Below are 19,159 nucleotides of genomic sequence, written 5' to 3' on the forward strand. Positions count from 1 at the left end.
CCTATATCTTTATTCGAACTTAAAAAGGAATTTGTTTATGCGTGCGGAAGCTCAGGCAGCCGTAGACCAACTTCAGCAGTCAATGGCGCTGCTGAGGAGGCATCTTTGACTGGGATCGTGCTTTATTAAGGCTTGAGGAGCTTAATGCTCTTTCAGAAGATCCCGACCTCTGGAACGATCCAACAAATGCACAGAAATTGATGCGCGAGCGTACTAAGCTTGATGACGCTATCAAAGCTGTGCGTGAGATCGAGACAGATCTTGCCGATACATCTGAAATTATTGAACTTGCTGAAATGGATGGCGATGCAGATATGGAAGAAGAAGCAGTAACTTCTTTAAATGCACTCGTTGAAACAGCGAAAAAAGCTGAATTGCAGGCCCTTCTTTCCGGTGAAGCTGATAGCAACGATACATTTGTTGAAATTCACGCAGGTGCTGGTGGGACGGAAGCTCAAGATTGGGCAAGCATGCTATTTCGCATGTATATTCGTTGGGCAGAAAGCCGTGGCTTTAAGTATGAAACCGTACAGTACCTGGATGGTGAGGAAGCGGGAATCAAGTCAGCGACTATTCAGGTGAAAGGTGAGGATGCTTATGGTTGGTTAAAAACCGAATCAGGTGTTCATCGACTCGTAAGAATATCTCCGTTCGATTCGAATGCAAAGCGCCATACTAGTTTTGCCTCCGTGTGGGTTTACCCAGTGATTGACGATTCAATTGATATTGAAATCAATGAAGGTGATCTGAAAATTGATACTTACCGTGCATCTGGTGCGGGTGGTCAGCATGTAAACACCACTGATAGTGCAGTAAGGATTACACACCAACCTTCCGGTATTGTGGTGCAGTGTCAGGCGGAACGTTCTCAGCATAAAAACAGAGCTGCTGCTATGAATATGCTGAAAGCAAGAATGTATGAAGCTGAGCTTCGGCGGCGCGAAGAGGAAGCTAATGCTGTAAACTCACAAAAAACTGATATTGGTTGGGGGCATCAGATTAGGTCCTATGTTATGCAGCCGTACCAGATGGTGAAAGACTTACGTACCGGCGAGGAATCAGGTCAGCCACAAAAGGTTCTGGATGGTGATCTTGATAAGTTTATGGCAGCAGCGCTGGCGGCGCGGGTGCACGGCGAAAATGCAGATGTTGCAGATATTGATTAATCAGTTAGGCTAGGGCCAAACTAAAAGGAATTTATTGTGACTGAACAAGACAAAAAAGATGAAAGCAAACAAAGCGAACATCTGAGTAAAATTCTATTTGAGGCACGCAAGGTTTTTGTAACAGGTCCGATCAACATGGAAATGGCGACGGAAATTTGTGCACGCCTCCATGCTATGGCGCATGTTTCTGATGATCCAATTACCATGATTATTTGCTCGCCAGGTGGGCATGTTGAAGCTGGTGATATGATCCATGATACTATCAAGTTCATTAAGCCTGCTGTAAAGGTTGTTGGTACAGGTTATGTGGCGAGTGCAGGTGCGCTAATTTATGTGGCGGCTGACAAAGAAAACCGTTTTACTACACCTAATACTCGCTTCCTTCTTCACCAACCAAGCGGCGGTGTTGGTGGTGATGCCTCTAATATTGAAATTCAAGCCAACCAGATTGTAGTAATGCGTGAACGTTTGAATCGCATTTTTGCTGAAGCAACTGGTCAGAAATTTGAAAAAATTGACGCGGACGTAGACCGTGATTTTTGGCTTACAGCTACAGAAGCACAAGAATACGGACTTGTTCACAAGATTATCGAAAATCAGGATGAGATTAAGTAATTACTGTTTCTGCTAGTGTTATGTTAAAGGCGCTGGCCATTTGGTCAGCGCCTTTTTTCGTAACAAAAAAAGGCGCCTAAAAGGCGCCTTTTAAAATAGTTTATGCATCTGATATTATTCAGCGGCTTCTTTTTTCGCTACAAAAGAAGGTGTTTCTGTCTTGTCAGCTTTTGCCTCGGCTGGGCTGTTTGTATGAGCAAAGTGACCAGTAAGCTTGGCGCCTGCTTCTACAGACAAGCTTTCATGATAAATATCACCTTCAACCACAGAACTTTTTTCTAGCCTTACGGAACGTGCACGTACTTCGCCGTTAACTTTGCCGCGGATAGTTACGTTGTCTGCTGTAATAGTACCTTTAACAGAGCCTGTTTCGCCCATTACCAAGCCGCCACATGCTAGATCGCCTATAATGTTGCCATCTAGTTGTAGTTCACCGATTGTGCGGATGTTGCCTTCAATTTGAACATCTGAGCCAATGATGGATGGCGTTGCTGTCGCTGATGAGCGAGCAGTCATACCTGAATTATTCGCTGGTTTCTTCATCTCTTCCCTGGATTTTGAGAACATTATTTGCTGCCTTTAAGAAGGGGGCTGGGTCTCTGACTTTGCCATTAAACCAGATTTCGTAGTGGAGGTGGGTGCCTGTTACACGGCCTGTTTTACCCATATCTCCAACCCGCGTCCCTACGGTTACTTCTTCACCTTTTTTAACACGTAATTTGCGCATATGCCCATAGCGGGTTTTAAAGCCATTTCCGTGTTCAATTTCTACCATTCGGCCATATGGGCCAAACCAACCTGCATGAACTACCTTACCTGGGGCCGTTGCGTAAATCGCAGTGCCAGGCCAACCTGCTAAATCTAGCCCAGGGTGGTTCGCCCAAGTTTTCTTGAGCGGGTCACGCCTGCGTCCAAATTTGCTGGAGACATAGTATTTTTCTGCAGGTTTGCCTACAGGAAAACTATCTAGCGCATTTGTGACCATCTCAAGGCGAAGCCATTCATTATTTAAGTCATCAAATGTTTTATGATCTGTTGCTTCAAAAACAGCAGAGAAGCCGGTTTCTGGTACATAAGGGCCTCCCATGCCGTATGTATCAGCATTGCCGTCCATGTGCGTTAGGATATCTTCTGTTGTCAGTTTTGTTGGCTTTAATGTTTCTTGAATAAAACTACTATCGGCCTGTAATTTCGCAAGCATCGCAGTTGCAAAGTTGCGCTGCTGTGCCTCTGCATTCTCTAAACGAGTAAGGAGTGATTTCCTGCGATCAATGTTCGTTGCTACTTCCGTCGCTGCCGCAGGTTTGGATCCTAGTAATTCTTGGAAGAGTGACGATGTTTTTTCTTCATCGTTTCTCGGTACTATCGTTTGCGGTTCCTGGTCTGAAACTTCAAGCGACGTGCTTTCGTCAACTACCACACCTGTTTTCTTAGCCATTTCTTCTAAGAATTTTTGGCGTTCTTCCAGCTGTTTTGTGCGTCGCTCTACCTCAACCTCTAGTGCAGAAAAATCGCTGGATAGCGATTGATACTGGTTAGACATCGTTGAGATAGTTTTATTTTTTTCTTCAAGCTTTAAATCACGTGTCAGGTACGCATAAGTTGTAATGCTGCCCCATATAAGAAAGCCTGAAAGTGCCGTCGACATAGCAATTTGCGTATAGCTACCAATAGTAAGAAATCTTACTCGGCCTTCGCTACGCAAAAACAGCTGACGTTCAGGAAAATATTTTCCACGCCAACTGTGAAATTTCTCTTTAAAAGACAATTCGTTAGTCAAAGTTTCCTCGCGCTAAAGCGCCCCTCGCCAATCGTTCAACTTTCGCACTACTTATCTATATTTGCTTTACACAAAAGCTTATTCGGCTGCATTCCAACCATTTTGGACCAAAAGGTCAAGCCATTTATGTGCTTTCGAGCATATCAGCTAAAGGTTCATAGAAGCTTACAGGCATCCCCGCCTTGTTGCGGGCGGGTACATTGAAAGGTCGTTTAAGTTGTCCTTTAAAATAAGCTTGCACTAAATCCTGAAACCATTCTTCTGGGTCAATTTCGCCTTTTTGAGCAAGAAATTTAAACCAACGAGAACCTGCCGCCACGTGGCTGATTTCTTCCTCATATATGGTTTTAAGAACATCCGCGGATGCCTCATCGCCATTTTTCCTGAACTGCTCAATCATGTTTGGTGTTACATCAAGGCCTCTTGCTTCAAGAACCATGGGAACAATGGCGAGCCTTGCGGGTAAACTTTCTTTAGTATCTATAGCTGATTGCCAAAGGCCGTCATGGGCCGGTAAATCACCGTACAAGCAATCAAGAGATCTAAGGCGGCTGGATAGCATAGTGAAGTGCCGTGCTTCATCATCTCCGATCTTAATCCAATCATCGGTAAAACTGCGAGGCATCATGGCGCCAAAGCGGGCTACGATATCAAAAGCGAGATCAATGGCATTTAACTCAATATGTGCAACGGCATGTAAAAGTGCACGGCGGTTGCCATCGGTGCCACCTTTTCTTCGTTTTGGCATCTTAGCAGGATCAAGTAGTTCCGGTCGTTTTGGACGGGCAGGGCGATCTGGTGGCATATTGGGGAATTCAAAAGGCATGCGGCCTGTTTTCCAGGCCGCCGCAACCATTCTTGCTCGTTCGGCTTTTTCTCGCGCTTTTTCTGTTTTCAGAACAGCAATAGCAGCTTCGCCAATATTTTCGAAAGCAATGCTCATTGTCGTTACAGTGCTTGAGCGGCTTCCAGTACGGCGCCAACATGACCTTTTACACGCACCTTGCGCCATATTTTTTGGATGATACCTTCAGCATCAATTAGGTATGTTGCTCGCTCAATGCCCATATATTTACGGCCATACATATTTTTCTCTACCCAAACCCCATATGCTTCAATTGCGCTACCTTCTTCGTCGGATACGAGCTGAACAGTTAGATCATGTTTTGCAATGAATTTTTCATGTTTCGCAACGGTGTCTTTAGACATGCCTAACACTATGGTATTAGCATCTGAAAAAGCAGCTGCCTGTGCCGTAAAGTCTTTAGCTTCGGTAGTGCAGCCTGGGGTATCATCTTTGGGATAGAAATAAAGCACAACGTTCTTGCCGCGAAGATCACTTAATTGAAGTGTTTCACCGCCATCGACAGGTAGTTTAAAATCTGGTGCGACAGATCCAATTTCAAGTGTCATTTCATATCCCTTGTATTAAGCAATTTGATTTGCTGCCGTTTCTATCAGGCTTTGATAAAGTTTGTATATAAAATCTTGATGCTTCGCTAATTGGTTCTCTAACTCTGCAAAATTCTTTTTTTGTGTTGTTTGGAGCATTATCAATTTCAGGCCTTCGGGAATATCTTCACCAGAAGCTGGCGCACTCCCGACAGAAAGTCTTAGAAGCGATTGAATTTGCTGCATATATTCATGTGCTGCATGCATGCCAGTCTGTTCAGCATCTGATAGAGCGCCAATGCCATTCAGTTTGTTAATCGCTTTGGATAAGGTAGGGGTGAAAATATTGGGATGCCCATTACCATGCAGAAGCATCAGATACTGGCAAATGAATTCCATATCCACCAGGCCCCCTTGGCAATGTTTAACAGCCCATTTATTGGTAGAGCCAAACTCTGAGAATAGTTTAGTGCGCATGTCATGAACAGCTTGAACTAGTGATTTTTCCTCTCTCGCTTTTGTTAGAACAGTTTCTATCGCTCTTTCCAATGGGGCGTGCATGGCCTTAGGGGCGAGAATAAGACGTGCTCTGGTTAAGGCCATATGCTCCCATGTCCAGGCGCTGTTTTCATAGTAATCCTCAAAAGTTTTGAGGGTAACCACGAGTGGCCCTTGAGACCCTGATGGTCGAAGGCGTGTGTCTACTTCAAATAACCTGCCTTCAGAAGTAAGTGCTGTGATCGCTGTAATAATATTTTGGCCAAGGCGAGAATAATATTGGCTTGGACTTAAGGATTTCTCGCCATCAGAAGCTATACATTCCCCCTCGACATGATACAAAAACACAATATCAAGATCTGAGGTATGTGTAAGTTCTTTACCGCCATATTTGCCCATAGCGAGTATAGCAATACCGCCGCCTGGAAAAGTGCCGTGACGGCGGGAAAACTCTCTTTCAACTGCTGGGACAAGCAATTCAAGAGTAACATCTGCAACACGGGTGAGGGCGGAGCCAACTTCTTCAACGCTAGCAATGGATTCTAGAAGATGAATTCCTGCGCGGAACTTTTGTTCCGCTACAAAGATTCTTACAAAATCCAGAACATCCTGAAAATCCCTAGCAGCGGATAACCTGATTTCAAGATCTTGCTTTATGAACTGGTGGTCTTCAATTGGTTCAAAAAAATGGGGCTCTAAAACCATATCCCAAAGGGTTGGTTTTTTTGCAAGTGTTTCGGCAAGAGCTGGGGCAAGGCCCATGACACGCGCCAAAAGCTTGAAAAGGGACGGGTTGCTTTGCAATAACGAAAATAGTTGAACGCCGGCTGGTAGTTGTTTCAGAAACTTATCGAACCGCATTAAAGCTGCAGCAGGATTGTCAGTTTTTGAGAATGCTACGATGAGGGAAGGCAGGCATTGATCTAATAGCCGCTTTGCACGGTCTGTATATAGAGCCCTATATTTACCGCTCCTCCAGTCCTTAATCGCAGATAAGCAGCCCTCAATATTCGGGAAGCTGTTTTCTGCAAGCTGTTGCTGGACCGACATTTCAGAGCAAAGTGTATCGCCTGACGCTTGGTCATTTGGCAGCAGTTCTGCATAAATCTTACTAACTTTAGCGCTGTGTATCGATATAGCATCAAATAACTCAGCTTCAGATGAGAAACCGGAAAATAGGGCTAACCTCTTAATCTGCTCTTGTTCGCTGGGGATGCTATGACACTGTTCATCATTCACCATTTGAATACGGTGTTCTATTGTCCGAAGGAAGATATAGGCCTCGATTAAAGCAGTTGTGTTTTCTTTTGAGATCAATTCCTGCTTGAGTAGGAGCCTCAAGGCCTCCATTGTTCCTTTAATTCTCAGGTTTGGATGTCTGCCTGCATGCAACAGCTGATTGATTTGCGCATAAAACTCTATCTCGCGGATACCTCCTTTGCCGAGTTTTACATTGTAATCAGGGCCCACAGCTAAATCGGTTTGTTGATAGTGACGGTCAATTTGGTTTTTGATACTGGCAATATCCTTGAGAGCAGCGAAATCCATATGTCTACGCCACACCCAGCTAGATAGCGATTGGAGATATTGTTCTCCAGCCTGTCTGTCCCCAGCCACTACGCTGGCTTTGATCATTGCAGAACGTTCCCAGTTAGCTGCCATTGAATGATAGTAACTTTCAGCGGCATAAACGCTGATAGCAACAGGTGTGGAGCCAGGGTCAGGTCTGAGCCTCAAATCTGTCCGAAAAACATACCCATGCATGGTGCGTTTTTCGATAATTTGCATCAGTTCCTGTGTGATTTTAATATAGCACTGCGCTGGCGTTTTATTTCCAGAGTACTGAACAAGTTCAGGATCGAACAGCGCAATAAGATCAATATCTGATGAATAATTCAGTTCTCCTGCACCTAGCTTTCCCATTCCAAGAAGGAAATAGCCGCTATTTCGGCCTAAGGATGGTGTAACAGCTTCCGCTTCACCATTTGGCCAATTTAGCTCACCCTTTTTCATACGTTGATGCAAAAGATGTGAAAGGCCGATATCAAGCGCAAGGCTGGCAAAGTCGCTTAATGCTTTAGTAATCTGCTTAAGGGGCCAAATATTGGATACATCTGCGACTGCTGTAAGGAGAGCAAGTTTGCTTTTACAGTTCCTCAAGTATGCCATTAAGTCGTTGGTTGTTTCACCATCTGGCCGTGCCTTAGCCATTTCGGTGAATAACTTTTCTAACTCTGATTCTAAATCTGAGCAGAGGTACGAGGTAATTTCATCTGTAAATCGTATAGCTAGCGATGACAGATAAGGACTGTTACCAAAAATGGCGGCTGATTTAGCCTTTAAGTCGGCTATTTTATCGTCGTCATCGCTTGAAATACCAAGAAGTGCCCAAATTTCGTCGGCTTTTGCCGTATCATAAGCGGAAGGGTATGGACTGATGGGTGCGGACATGCTCTACATCCTGATACATGGATTGGATTTGAAGACAGTGTTAAATTTGAACCAGACGAAATCAAGTGCGCAATTGATATTAAGGGAAAGTGTGTGAAAACTGTTCAGCCTTTAACACGCTTTTCGGCTATTATTGTTCGTACTGGTATCTGGGGACTAACTACTATCGCGTTATTGATGTGCTTGTTATTCGCTCGTCTTTTCTTTGCTCCTATTAATTTGGATTTTGCGAGAGAAAATATTCTCGATCAGGCGGAAACCATTTTACCTGGTTGGCATGTTTCTTATGCGTCTGCCGATATTGGCTGGGATTGGCGGTCTGTTAGGCCCTGGCTAGCGATAAAGGATATTCGCCTAGTTGATAGGCGGCAGCGATTAACAGCAGATGTTCCCGAAATACGTATTGGTACAAGCTTTAGTCAAATTCTCGCTGGTGTACGAGTTTCAACAGTAGAGATAGACCGAGCAAATATTAAGCTTCTTGATATTGGTGGTTTTAGTGATGATACCGATGGAAGTGTATTTGATGATCTATTTGTAAATGGCTCTATTCCGAAACCAGAAGTTTTAAAACCAGTAACGGAGGCTTTCAGCCGTTTTGGGCGAAGGTTGATGCAGAGAGCGCCAGCGCTTGATAGCATTATTCTGAATGACTCGGTTGTTGAAATTAACAGAGGAGCTACATACGGAGCTCTACCTGTCTCGGTGAAAAACCTTGCTTTGGACCGTAATGACAGAACTCTTGGGCTTAGCTCCCAACTGGATGTTACGTTTGCGCAAACGCCTACCAGACTGCGATTGATTGGGAGTACAGAACCTGATTTTGGCGAGGTGTCTGTCTCTGTCGCTTTTAGTGAACTTACGCCCGCTGACCTTCTAAGTATCCCGGGGGCACCTGATTTTCTGAGTTATATCGAAGTGCCGTTTGGGCTTGAGTTAACGCTTGAAATGGGCGCTGATGTTGGGCTCCGTTCGGCAGGTTATGAAATCGTACTAAGCGATGGATATTTAACAAATGAAATAAGTTATCCGGTGCCAGCGCCTATTCGGTATGGCGTGATTACGGGTAGCTATAGCGTTGCGGAAGATACATTCTCGCTGGATCAGGTGGAAATAGGAATAGAAAATTCGGTCGTTCGCGGCGATGGTCTCCTGTTCTGGGAAGATGGCGTTGAAACACCGGGTATGCGAGTTAATCTGGAAATTGATGAAACAGATGTAGCCGAAGTTCTTAAATACTGGCCAATTAAAACTTTCCCTGATGGTAGGCACCGAGGAGCGAGGGCTTGGGTTTCTCAACATATGCTGAAAGGCACAGTAAGAAATACCAAGTTCCAATATATTGTTGAAACAGATGGTTCCTCGCCTTTTGAAGACGGTAGTTCTCTATTACTCACTTTTGATTTCGAAGATTTGGACACGCATTTTGTAAAAACAATGAAACCTCTGCGAGACGCTAGGGGAAGAAGCGTTTTATCCGAAAGCAAGTTTGAGATTTTTGTTTCTGAGGCAAATGTAGAAGGCCTTGCGGTTGGCGGCTCTCGTGCTGTTCTATCCAATATTAACGTTAAAAATGGTTCGCATGGTAATTTCAATATTAATATGCGTGGCCCAGTCGGCGAGATATTAACGGTCCTTGATGACCATCCAGTTAGTATTTCGAAAAAAATGGGAATTGGGTTAGACCGTCTTGGTGGCGATGCGAATGTGCAAGCTCTCCTTAGCCTACCTCTTTATAAAAAAGTTGGTGGGGGCTTAGATGTTGAGTACGACATTAATGCAGATATAACAGGCGCTGTTGTTAAGGATATTCTGAACGGTGAAGGTGTGAAAGAGGCTACAATGGCCTTGCATCTAACACCCGATGAGCTGCAGGCGGATGGTTCTGGTCTGCTTAATGATGTCGCTGTTGATTTTCATTGGACTGAGAACTTTGCTGCTGGTCGGCTTGATCCTGTTGCGGACACCACGAATATTGTTCTCACCGGTATGGTTGGTGAGCAGGAACTCGCACAGTTAGGTGTAGATGTATCCGAATATTTAGAGGGAAAAACTGTGGCGGAAGCCACATTCTTAGGGCGGAATTTTAATTTCCGTATGGGGTATTTCTCCGCTGATGCTGCTCAGGCAGCATTAAAGCTTGATGTGTTAGGGTACCGAAAAGAACCGAATTATGCGGCTAATTTGAATGGGTTAATATTTTTTAATGGTGAAGAAGTGAAGATCTCGCCTCTTTCTGTGAAAGGCGAGGATATTGATCTGACGGCGGAGGTTGATATTCTTGGGCGCGCAGACCAATTTACCGTTAAAGCGAAAGCTGAACAACTAGGCCGGAATAAAGGGCTTGTTGCGGAAGTTTTCAAAGATGTCTCTAATGATATTTCCGCGACGCTCACAGCTGATATACTTGATATAGCTCCCCTCATTAGCGAACAGGAGAAGCAAGCAGAGGTGACATCTAAACAGAGTACCGCACAAATAGTTAGTCAAGGTAGTGGCTTAAATTACAATCTAGATGTCACGGCGGCAGATTTATTACTTTTAAACGGTGCTAAATATAAGAATATTGAAGCAGGTATTAGTTTCAAGAATGCCGAGCCTGATGCTATGAACATAAAAGGTGAGGGTATTGAAATTACTGTTGCACCTGATGAAGTTGATGGGCGTGACCTCAATATTGAGACCAATAATGCCGGTGAATTCCTAAGAGGTATAGGTGTTCTGTCTCAATTACATCGTGGTGACATGACATTAACGGCGAAAATGAGTGGTTGGGGCAGTAAGCTGCATCTTCAGGACGCATTAATGAAAGCTTCGGCTACTAAGTTAGTTGCCTCCAGCCAATTAAACGATGAAGTAAAAACCGGTACGATTTCAGGGCTGGATGAATATCTCGAGTCAGGAGCAATAGACCTGGATGTAATCGATCTACCGTTTGAACTCAAAAACAACCTTCTGGATATCTCCAATATGAAGGCCAATGGCCCAACATTTGGGATGACAATGGAAGGCCAAATTGATGCAAATTCAAGTAAGATCAACATCAATGGTGTTATCGTGCCGGCATATGGCATCAATAGCTTACTTGGTAAAATCCCGCTTTTAGGCGGCTTATTCTCGGGAGGGGAAGGTAAAGGCCTCTTTGGTGTCACTTACCGTGTTAAGGGGCTGACGGATGATCCTGAAGTTAATATCAGTCGTCTATCTGGCATAGCCCCCGGCTTCTTACGCCTGTTATTTGAAGGCAAAAAAGGTAAGGTTGCTGATGTTGAAGAAGAAGCCCCAAAGCCAGAACCAGCTGCTGCAGATAACCCAGCTAACATTTCTGAGAACGTTCCAAAAGAAAAAGGCCCTGCATAAATATGCAAAGCCTTTAATATTAGGTACTAACAATATGGTATCTATTCTGGTTTCACCAGAGCGTGGCGTTTTTTACCAGCAGATAACTTGATCTGTCCATCTGCAATATCTGCCGCCGCGACAGTTACTTCTTCAGAAGCGACCTTCACATCATTAAGTTTTGCACCACCTTGTTTGATCAATCGGCGTACTTCACCTTTGGAGGAACCAAGCCCAGCTTGAACAAACAGGTCAATAATATTGATGCCTGCGTTTAGGGTTTCAGACGAAACATTGATGGTTGGCAGGTCAGCGCCCGCGCCACCTTTTTCAAATGTTTCCTTTGCTGTTGCTTCAGCTGTTTTCGCAGCATCCAATCCGCGACAAAGTTTTGTAGCTTCATTCGCCAGAATAATCTTTGCATCGTTGATCTCGCGGCCTTCAAGAGCTTCAAGGCGAGCAATTTCATCCATTGGAAGCTCTGTAAACAGACGTAGGAAACGACCAACATCCGCATCAGTTGTGTTACGCCAGAATTGCCAGTAATCATAAGCTGGGAGTTGAGCTTCATTCAACCATACAGCGCCATTGGCTGTTTTACCCATTTTTTTACCGTCTGATGTTGTCATAAGAGGTGTTGTAAGGCCGAAAAGCTGGCCTCCGCCCATACGGCGTGCGAGTTCCATTCCGTTTACAATATTACCCCACTGGTCAGAGCCACCCATTTGAAGGGAAACGCTCTCACGTTTCGCCAGTTCCATGAAATCATACGCCTGAAGAATCATATAGTTGAATTCAAGGAAAGTCAGCGGCTGTTCGCGATCAAGGCGAAGCTTTACGCTATCAAATGTCATCATACGGTTGATGGTGAAGTGTGGGCCAATCTCACGCAAAAATGGGATGTAGCTCAAGCTGGAAAGCCAATCATCATTATTGACCATTTTAGCGTCTGTTTTACCGTCACCAAATTCAAGAAGCTGGTTAAAAACAGTGAAAATACCATCCAGGTTATTCTGAATGATCTCATCTGTCATTAACTGACGGCTTTCGTCGCGGCCGGAAGGGTCACCAATTTTACTGGTACCGCCGCCCATAAGGACGATTGGTTTGTTACCAGTCTTTTGCAGCCAGCGCAGCATCATGATCTGTACAAGGCTACCCACATGAAGAGACGGGGCTGTACAGTCAAAACCGATATAAGCAGAAATCGGACCCTCAGATATTTTTTTATCAAGGGCTTCAAGATCAGTTACTTGATGAATGTAACCACGTTCCTGAAGGATATTTAGAAATTCCGATTTTAACTGTGTCATAGGTTTGCCTATCTGGCCTTATTTTACTGGTTGGATTAATAAATTGTTTCAGAGCAGGCTGATGTACCATAGGGTACGGAAAAGGCAAAGCCCAAGAGGGTGGTTTTGGTGAAATGAAGGGGTTTTATGACTGTTTTAGGGGAAACTGGGGAAGTTAAGTGCGCTATTGGCCTTATGAGCGGCACATCAATGGATGGAGTAGATGCTGCGATGCTTTACACAGACGGTGTGAGAATCGAGCGTATGGGGCCTTCTCTTACTATTGAATATCCGCAGGACCTTCGTGATCGCATTCGTAAAGGTCTCGATTTAGCATATAGTGCTGGCCCAGATGACGACGTGCACCCGTGCATCAGAGAACTTGAAACAGAAATCACTGATTGGCATGGGCATGCAGTAGAGGAACTTCTTTCAGTAACTGGGCAAAAGCCTGATGAGATTGATCTGATTGGTTTTCACGGCCAAACACTTACGCACCGCCCTGACAGAGGGTGGACATGGCAAATTGGTGATGGTGGCCGCTTGGCTGGAAAGACAGGCATCACTGTCGTGAATGATTTCCGAACGGCTGATGTTAAAAACGGTGGTGAGGGTGCGCCTTTAGTACCGCTGTATCACGCCGCGCTTCTCGCTCGTGCTCGAAAACATCAGACTGTGGCAGTGCTAAATATTGGCGGTGTTGCCAATGTGACGTGGGTTTCCTTCGAAAACAGAGAAGATGGCCCCGAGATTATTGCGTTTGATACGGGGCCAGGGAATGCAATGCTTGATGATTGGGCGAAAATCCATACAGGTGAACCATGCGATACGGATGGAGCACTTGCTGCACGCGGTAGGTCTCATGATGAAGTGGTAATGGGGCTTCTCGCTTCTCCATATTTTGATGAAGAGCCACCTAAAACCCTGGATAGGGACGATTTCAATATCCAGACAGTTCGAGGTCTTTCACCGGAAGATGGTGCAGCATCGCTTACAGATTTTATGGTGGAATCAGTAGTTGCTGCCCAAAGTCATTTCCCAAAACCGCCTGAGGCTTGGTTCGTATGTGGTGGAGGACGCCACAACCCAACAATTATGCGACGTTTGCGTAAACGGATACCAGTTCTTGTTGATCCAGTCGAAGTTCTTGGATGGCGGGGTGATGCCTTGGAAGCGGAGGCATTTGCCTTTCTTGCCGCACGAAGTGAAAGAGGGTTGCCGCTTAGTATTCCAAGCACAACAGGGTGTGCTGCGCCAACAAAAGGTGGGGAAATTCATTTCCCTCAGAAAAAGCGCTTCCGCAGATGATATCTGCGGAAGCTATATTGATTACTCGGCTGCCAAACGCATATTTAGGTAGCCGTTTACTGAAGCCATTAAAGCGTTTAGTTCAGTTTCAAAGAAGTGGTTTGCACCTTTGATCACATCATGGTGGATTGTGATTGCCTTCTGTGTTTTCAGCTTTTCAACCAGTTTCTGAATAGAAATTGGTGTAACCAGATCATCATTATCCGCCTGAATAATAAGACCTGATGACGGACAAGGTGCCAGGAATGAGAAATCATATTGGTTTGCAGGTGGTGCAACTGAAATAAAGCCGCGAATTTCTGGGCGGCGCATAAGAAGCTGCATTCCAATCCATGCACCGAATGAGAAACCTGCAACCCATGAACCTGTTGAATTCGGGTTCATAGACTGTAGCCAATCAAGCGCTGATGCGGCGTCAGATAGTTCGCCGATACCATTATCGAATTCTCCTTCACTGCGGCCAACCCCGCGGAAGTTAATTCTCAGTGTAGCAAAACCACGGTGCGCAAACGCGTGGAAAAGATAGTAGGCAACCTTATTGTCCATTGTGCCGCCATATTGCGGGTGAGGGTGGAGAATAAGGGCGACTGGCGCAGTATCTGTTTTACCTGGTTGGTAACGTCCCTGAAGTCGGCCCGCAGGACCGTTAAAGATAATTTCTGACATAATGAAATTCTTTTTGCGCTTTTCGTTGATATATGTTTTTGACCTAGCGATACTATTTGAACACGATATATCGAATTTTACATATGAATCGCAAGTAAACTCGACGTTTATGTTAAAAATAGAATTGAATAGGCCGAATTTTCCGCTTATGTGAGCTTCTATGAAAACAATTAGCTATTTAGATTATAACGCAACCTGTCCGATTCGGCCTTCTGTGATTGAAAAAGTAACAGAGGTTATGGCTGAAGTTGGAAATCCGTCATCTGTGCATGCTGCTGGCCGCAAGGCACGTGCAATTGTTGAGGAAGCCAGAGTTCAAGTAGCAGCGCTCACGGGGTGCCGCCCGCGGGATGTGATGTTCTGTGGCGGCGGGACAGAGGCTAATAATACTGTACTTCATGGATCAGGAGCTAAGAGCCTGATTATCTCTGAAATTGAGCATGACTGTGTTCTTGCTGCAGCTAAAACAGCTGGAATACCGGTTTATCGAATCCCCGTTACAGGGGCTGGCGTCGTGGAGCTGGATGCTCTTGCCGAACTTTTAGAAAAAGCTGAAAAGCCTGCTCTTGTTTCTGTCATGCTTGCGAATAATGAAATGGGAGCCATTCAGCCTGTTGCGGAAGTAAGCGTTGTCGCTAAGGAATATGGGGCGTTCGTGCATACTGATGCTGTGCAAGCCGCAGGGAAATTGATGCTAGACCGAGCTTCTCTAGGTGTAGATTATCTCACGCTCTCCAGCCATAAAATTGGCGGCCCACAGGGTGTAGGGGCCGTCGTGTTGGCACCAACAGCACCCCTTAAACCTCTTATGGTCGGTGGTGGCCAGGAACTGGGTAGACGTTCAGGTACAGAAAATGTTGCAGGGTACGCTGGGTTTGGTGTGGCTGCATTCGAAGCGATGGCCGAACTTGGAGAGACTGAAAAGCTTGCAGTATACCGTGATAAAATTGAAGCCGCGATAAGAGAGCATTCTAACGAAACAGTCTTGATTGGTGCTGAAGCTGAACGCCTGCCTAATACCAGCTGTATCGCCATGCGAGGCGTGAAAGGCGAAACACAGGTGATGCATTTTGATTTGGCATCCATTTGTGTGTCTTCTGGTTCAGCATGTTCATCAGGCAAGGTAAAAGTATCTCATGTACTTTCCGCGATGGGATATGAAGATGACGTTGCTGAAAGCTCTATTCGCGTTTCACTGGGCTATAGAACGACAGAAGGCGATGTAGACAAGTTCATCGAGGCTTGGAAATCCCTTCACGACCGTACTCTTGGGCGGAAATAATGGTCATTAAGAAACCCATATATCTGGATTATCAAGCAACAACACCTGTTGATGAACGGGTAAAAGAAGCGATGCTGCCTTACCTTGGTGCAACGTTCGGAAATCCCCATTCAAGTACGCACAGGTATGGTTGGGAAGCAGAAGCAACACTGGATATCGCGCGTGAAAATGTGGCGGCTGTTGTTAGAGCTAAGGATAAGGAAATCTTTTTCACGTCGGGTGCAACGGAAACCAATAATCTGGTGATTAAAGGTGTAATGGATGTTTGGGGAGAAAAGAGACCTAAGCTTGTAACTGTTGCGACAGAACATAAGTGTGTTCTTGAAGCTGCTCTATATTGCGCTCAACGTGGTTATGAACTTGAAGTATTACCAGTTCAGCCAAACGGGTTGTTAGATCTCAATCGTGTACATGAAGCGCTTGATGATAAAACAGCGCTCATTTCCGTTATGGCAGTAAATAACGAGATTGGGGTTATCCAGCCGCTTAAAGAAATTGGTGAAATGGCTAAGGCTGTTGGTGCCTTGTTCCATACAGACGCGGCTCAGGCATTTGGTAAGATTGCACTCGATGTTGATGATCTTAATATCGATTTCATGAGTATTTCGGGCCATAAGATATATGGTCCAAAGGGAGTGGGCGCACTCTATAAAAGAGATATACGGCAAACCTACCTGACACCGCAGATGTCTGGTGGCGGTCAGGAAGGCGGTGTACGTTCTGGTACTCAGGCGCCGGCGCTTGTTGCGGGTTTAGGGAAAGCCGCGGAACTAGCTTCTACTGATATGCAGCAGGAAGAAGGGCGATTAGCATTGATGATGCTGCGCTTTAAAACCAAGCTGTCCGGCGCTTTGCCCGGTTTGAGGTTGAACGGTGATTCTGAACAGCGTTGGGCAGGGAATTTGAATATTTCTTTCACTGGGATTGATGGTGATCTTTTGATTTCAAGTATCCGAGAGTTAGCTGTTTCCAGTGGTGCGGCGTGTGCTTCTGCCATCGAAGGCCATTCCTATGTTCTTGAAGCCATAGGGCTTAGTAAAGAAGAAGCAGGATCATCACTCCGTATTGGCGTTGGCCGATTTTCCACTGACGAAGAACTAGATTACGCTGCGGATTACTTGATTGAAGCGGTTCATAAACTTGGGGGATTGAAGGCGTGAATAAAGTAACTGTTACGTTTGTGAAGCCTGATGGAACTGAGGTTAACATTCAGACAGAACCCGGCGTTTCGCTTCTTCAGCTAGCTCAGGAAGAAGGGCTGGATATTGAAGGCGTTTGCGAAGGGAATATGGCCTGTTCAACATGCCATATGATTGTTGCTGAAGAATTTTTTGATCGCTTGCCTGAAGCGAGCGAAGATGAAGAAGAGATGCTTGATTTAGCGTCGGGGCTAACGGCGACTTCCCGCCTTGGGTGCCAGGTGGATGTAACGCCAGATCTGGACGGACTTATACTTTACCTACCAGCTGAAAAGCGAAATATGCTGGGTTTTTAGGGATTAAGTATCAGACACCTTTAAATTTTTGAAATTCTTTCCTATATTCTTATGAGGGTTGGGAAGCCCTTTGCGTTAAGCAAATGCGAGGAAAGAAAAATGGAAAATAGAAATATAATTTTCGGTGGTGCGATTGTCGTTGCCATCATTGTTGCTGCGCTAACATCATCTGGTGGTGACAGCAGTGATGGAACCAGTGTGAAAGTTCGTTACTCTTCAGATAATAAAGGTTGGTATTCAAATTCCAATGTGCACTTTAAGGGTAAAGAAATTCAGTGCAATGAAGGGCAAACAATCACAGTTACCCATGATGATGGCTCTGAAACCGTTATCACTTGCGATTAATTATTCAAAACGATCAGGCAGATGATCATCTTCAACGAGGTCGCTAAAGCGAGTTGATGATTTATCGAAGGCTAGATGCACGGTCCCTACGGGGCCGTGACGCTGCTTACCAATAACAAGCTCTGCCTTGCCGTATAGCGCTTCCATTTCTGCTTGCCACGCCAGGTGTTTTTCCTGATCTGCCTGAGAAGGTTCATCTTTTTCTTTATAGTATTCCTCACGGAATACGAACATCACCATATCCGCATCCTGCTCAATCGAACCAGATTCCCGAAGATCAGAGAGCATTGGGCGTTTGTTCTCACGTTGCTCCACGGTACGGCTAAGCTGTGAAAGTGCGATTACAGGAACATGAAGTTCTTTTGCTAAACCTTTGAGACCACGTGTGATTTCGGAGATTTCCTGCACACGGTTTTCACTGCCGCCTTTATTACTACCCCGAAGTAGCTGTAGATAATCGACCACAATCAGCCCTAGATTATGTTGACGTTTCAGGCGGCGTGAACGTGTACGCAAACCAGCAATGGTAAGAGCAGGGGTATCGTCAATAAAGAGTGGTAGATCTTCCAAGATCATGGCAGCGCGTGCAATTGCCTCAAACTGACCTTCATCAAGATTACCCTGACGCATCTGGTGAGACTGGATGGGGTCTGGTCCGTCATAGTGACGGTTAGATACGTCCGATAGAATACGTGCGGCAAGCTGATCGGCTGACATCTCCAAGCTGTAGAAACATACTACGGCACCTTTTGATTTATCTTCATTCCCTGCTTCTTTATCCTGCATATAGCGCTCTGCTGCGTTATAGGCGATATTTGTTGCAAGCGATGTTTTACCCATCGCAGGACGACCAGCAAGAATCACAAGGTCAGAATTGTGAAGACCACCGATTTTGTCATTAAGTTGGGTCAGGCCTGTTGTTACACCAGATAGGCTATCTGGGTCTTTATAGGCACTCTCAATATTTTCTACAGCAACGCGTACAGCTTTTGAGAAAGACTGTGCACCCGTTTCCGCCTGGCCCATTTCCGCAAGATCAAACAGCTGTTTTTCAGCGTCTGAAATCTGCTCTGTGGCTTCAGCGTCAACGGGTGCATCGTACGCATCGTTTACCATCCGCTCCCCGATCTGAATAAGCGCGCGGCGCATTGCCAAATCATAGATGGTACGACCGTAATCTTCAGCGTTAATGATGGTTGCTGCAGATGCTGCGAGGCGCACCAAATACTGGGCACCCCCTACATCAGTAAGCGCTTCATCACTATCAAAATAGGGTTTTAGCTTAACAGGATCAGCAATCTGGTTTTTATCCATCAACTTAAGAACGGATTCGTAAATGCGCGCATGAACAGGTTCAAAGAAGTGTTCAGGTTCGAGAAAGCCTTGTACTTTTTGCGCAGCTTCGTTGTTTACGAGAATTGAACCAAGGAGTGCTTGTTCTGCTTCAAGGTTATGAGGTGCCTGACGGTAATTAAGCTCATCATTGTGCTCTGTATCGTTTGCTACATCGCCAATTAGTGCTTCCATCGG

Annotated in this window: 16 protein-coding genes; 8 read left to right on the forward strand and 8 right to left on the reverse strand. The window is 45.3% G+C overall.

All coding sequences use genetic code 11. From position 1 onward, the window contains the following. The first annotated feature begins 37 nt into the window (after positions 1-37). Together prfB and MF542_RS10375 are read left to right on the forward strand one after the other, a co-directional pair. Positions 38-1,166, forward strand: a protein-coding gene (gene prfB / locus MF542_RS10370; protein WP_247018891.1) for a peptide chain release factor 2 whose coding sequence is annotated in 2 segments (ribosomal slippage) — positions 38-106 and positions 108-1,166 — 1,128 coding nt in all. Because the reading frame shifts where the segments join, the coding sequence is not laid out codon by codon here. Positions 1,167-1,202: 36 nt separating this feature from the next. Further along, complete coding sequence (locus MF542_RS10375) at positions 1,203-1,781, forward strand: ATP-dependent Clp protease proteolytic subunit (RefSeq protein WP_247018893.1); 579 nt, start codon at positions 1,203-1,205, stop codon at positions 1,779-1,781. Positions 1,782-1,895: 114 nt separating this feature from the next. On the opposite strand, the gene MF542_RS10380 is transcribed toward MF542_RS10375, so the two are convergent. From MF542_RS10380 to MF542_RS10400, 5 genes are all read right to left on the reverse strand, one after another. Further along, positions 1,896-2,324, reverse strand: a complete 429-nt coding sequence (locus tag MF542_RS10380; protein ID WP_247018895.1) for a bactofilin family protein — start codon at positions 2,322-2,324, stop codon at positions 1,896-1,898. Next, entirely contained in the window at positions 2,305-3,561 is a 1,257-nt protein-coding gene (locus tag MF542_RS10385) for a peptidoglycan DD-metalloendopeptidase family protein (RefSeq protein ID WP_247018897.1), read from the reverse strand. Before MF542_RS10385 ends, MF542_RS10380 begins: the two co-directional genes overlap by 20 nt. 124 nt (positions 3,562-3,685) lie before the next feature. Continuing rightward, a complete protein-coding gene (locus tag MF542_RS10390) occupies positions 3,686-4,504 on the reverse strand; it encodes a ferritin-like domain-containing protein (RefSeq protein WP_247018900.1) in 819 nt (272 codons plus the stop codon). Positions 4,505-4,509: 5 nt separating this feature from the next. Then, positions 4,510-4,974 carry a thioredoxin-dependent thiol peroxidase gene (bcp, locus tag MF542_RS10395; RefSeq protein ID WP_247018901.1) on the reverse strand — a complete coding sequence of 155 codons (465 nt, stop codon included), beginning with the start codon at positions 4,972-4,974 and terminating at the stop codon, positions 4,510-4,512. Between the two features lie 15 nt (positions 4,975-4,989). Continuing rightward, positions 4,990-7,902 (reverse strand): bifunctional [glutamine synthetase] adenylyltransferase/[glutamine synthetase]-adenylyl-L-tyrosine phosphorylase, encoded by a 2,913-nt coding sequence (locus MF542_RS10400; protein ID WP_247018903.1) that lies wholly within the window; start codon positions 7,900-7,902, stop codon positions 4,990-4,992. A gap of 93 nt (positions 7,903-7,995) precedes the next feature. Between MF542_RS10400 and MF542_RS10405 the strand changes: the two genes are divergently transcribed. Further along, on the forward strand, positions 7,996-11,262 hold the full coding sequence (locus MF542_RS10405) for a YhdP family protein (RefSeq protein WP_247018905.1): 3,267 nt from the start codon (positions 7,996-7,998) through the stop codon (positions 11,260-11,262). A gap of 41 nt (positions 11,263-11,303) precedes the next feature. Here the strand turns inward: MF542_RS10405 and tyrS are convergent, their stop codons facing one another. Beyond that, positions 11,304-12,554 carry a tyrosine--tRNA ligase gene (tyrS, locus tag MF542_RS10410; RefSeq protein WP_247018907.1) on the reverse strand — a complete coding sequence of 417 codons (1,251 nt, stop codon included), beginning with the start codon at positions 12,552-12,554 and terminating at the stop codon, positions 11,304-11,306. Positions 12,555-12,680: 126 nt separating this feature from the next. Between tyrS and MF542_RS10415 the strand changes: the two genes are divergently transcribed. Continuing rightward, positions 12,681-13,841: an anhydro-N-acetylmuramic acid kinase gene (locus MF542_RS10415; RefSeq protein WP_247018910.1), complete on the forward strand. Its 1,161-nt coding sequence runs from the start codon at positions 12,681-12,683 to the stop codon at positions 13,839-13,841. A gap of 21 nt (positions 13,842-13,862) precedes the next feature. On the opposite strand, the gene MF542_RS10420 is transcribed toward MF542_RS10415, so the two are convergent. Beyond that, positions 13,863-14,507 (reverse strand): alpha/beta hydrolase, encoded by a 645-nt coding sequence (locus tag MF542_RS10420; RefSeq protein WP_247018912.1) that lies wholly within the window; start codon positions 14,505-14,507, stop codon positions 13,863-13,865. A gap of 160 nt (positions 14,508-14,667) precedes the next feature. On the opposite strand from MF542_RS10420, the gene MF542_RS10425 reads away from it, so the two are divergent. From MF542_RS10425 to MF542_RS10440, 4 genes are all read left to right on the forward strand, one after another. Beyond that, the gene (locus MF542_RS10425; RefSeq protein ID WP_247018913.1) at positions 14,668-15,789 is read left to right on the forward strand and encodes a cysteine desulfurase family protein; all 1,122 of its coding nucleotides are present in this window, start codon (positions 14,668-14,670) and stop codon (positions 15,787-15,789) included. Next, entirely contained in the window at positions 15,789-16,949 is a 1,161-nt protein-coding gene (locus tag MF542_RS10430) for a cysteine desulfurase family protein (RefSeq protein WP_247018918.1), read from the forward strand. The genes MF542_RS10425 and MF542_RS10430 overlap by 1 nt, the downstream gene beginning before the upstream one ends. Next, positions 16,946-17,284: a ferredoxin family 2Fe-2S iron-sulfur cluster binding protein gene (locus MF542_RS10435; protein WP_247018920.1), complete on the forward strand. Its 339-nt coding sequence runs from the start codon at positions 16,946-16,948 to the stop codon at positions 17,282-17,284. The genes MF542_RS10430 and MF542_RS10435 overlap by 4 nt, the downstream gene beginning before the upstream one ends. A gap of 99 nt (positions 17,285-17,383) precedes the next feature. Further along, entirely contained in the window at positions 17,384-17,629 is a 246-nt protein-coding gene (locus MF542_RS10440; RefSeq protein WP_247018922.1) for a hypothetical protein, read from the forward strand. On the opposite strand, the gene MF542_RS10445 is transcribed toward MF542_RS10440, so the two are convergent. Then, positions 17,630-19,156 carry a replicative DNA helicase gene (locus tag MF542_RS10445; RefSeq protein WP_247018927.1) on the reverse strand — a complete coding sequence of 509 codons (1,527 nt, stop codon included), beginning with the start codon at positions 19,154-19,156 and terminating at the stop codon, positions 17,630-17,632. It lies immediately after the preceding gene. Positions 19,157-19,159 lie beyond the last annotated feature (3 nt).

This window comes from Kordiimonas laminariae, assembly GCF_023008165.1.
GTDB lineage: Bacteria > Pseudomonadota > Alphaproteobacteria > Sphingomonadales > Kordiimonadaceae > Kordiimonas > Kordiimonas laminariae.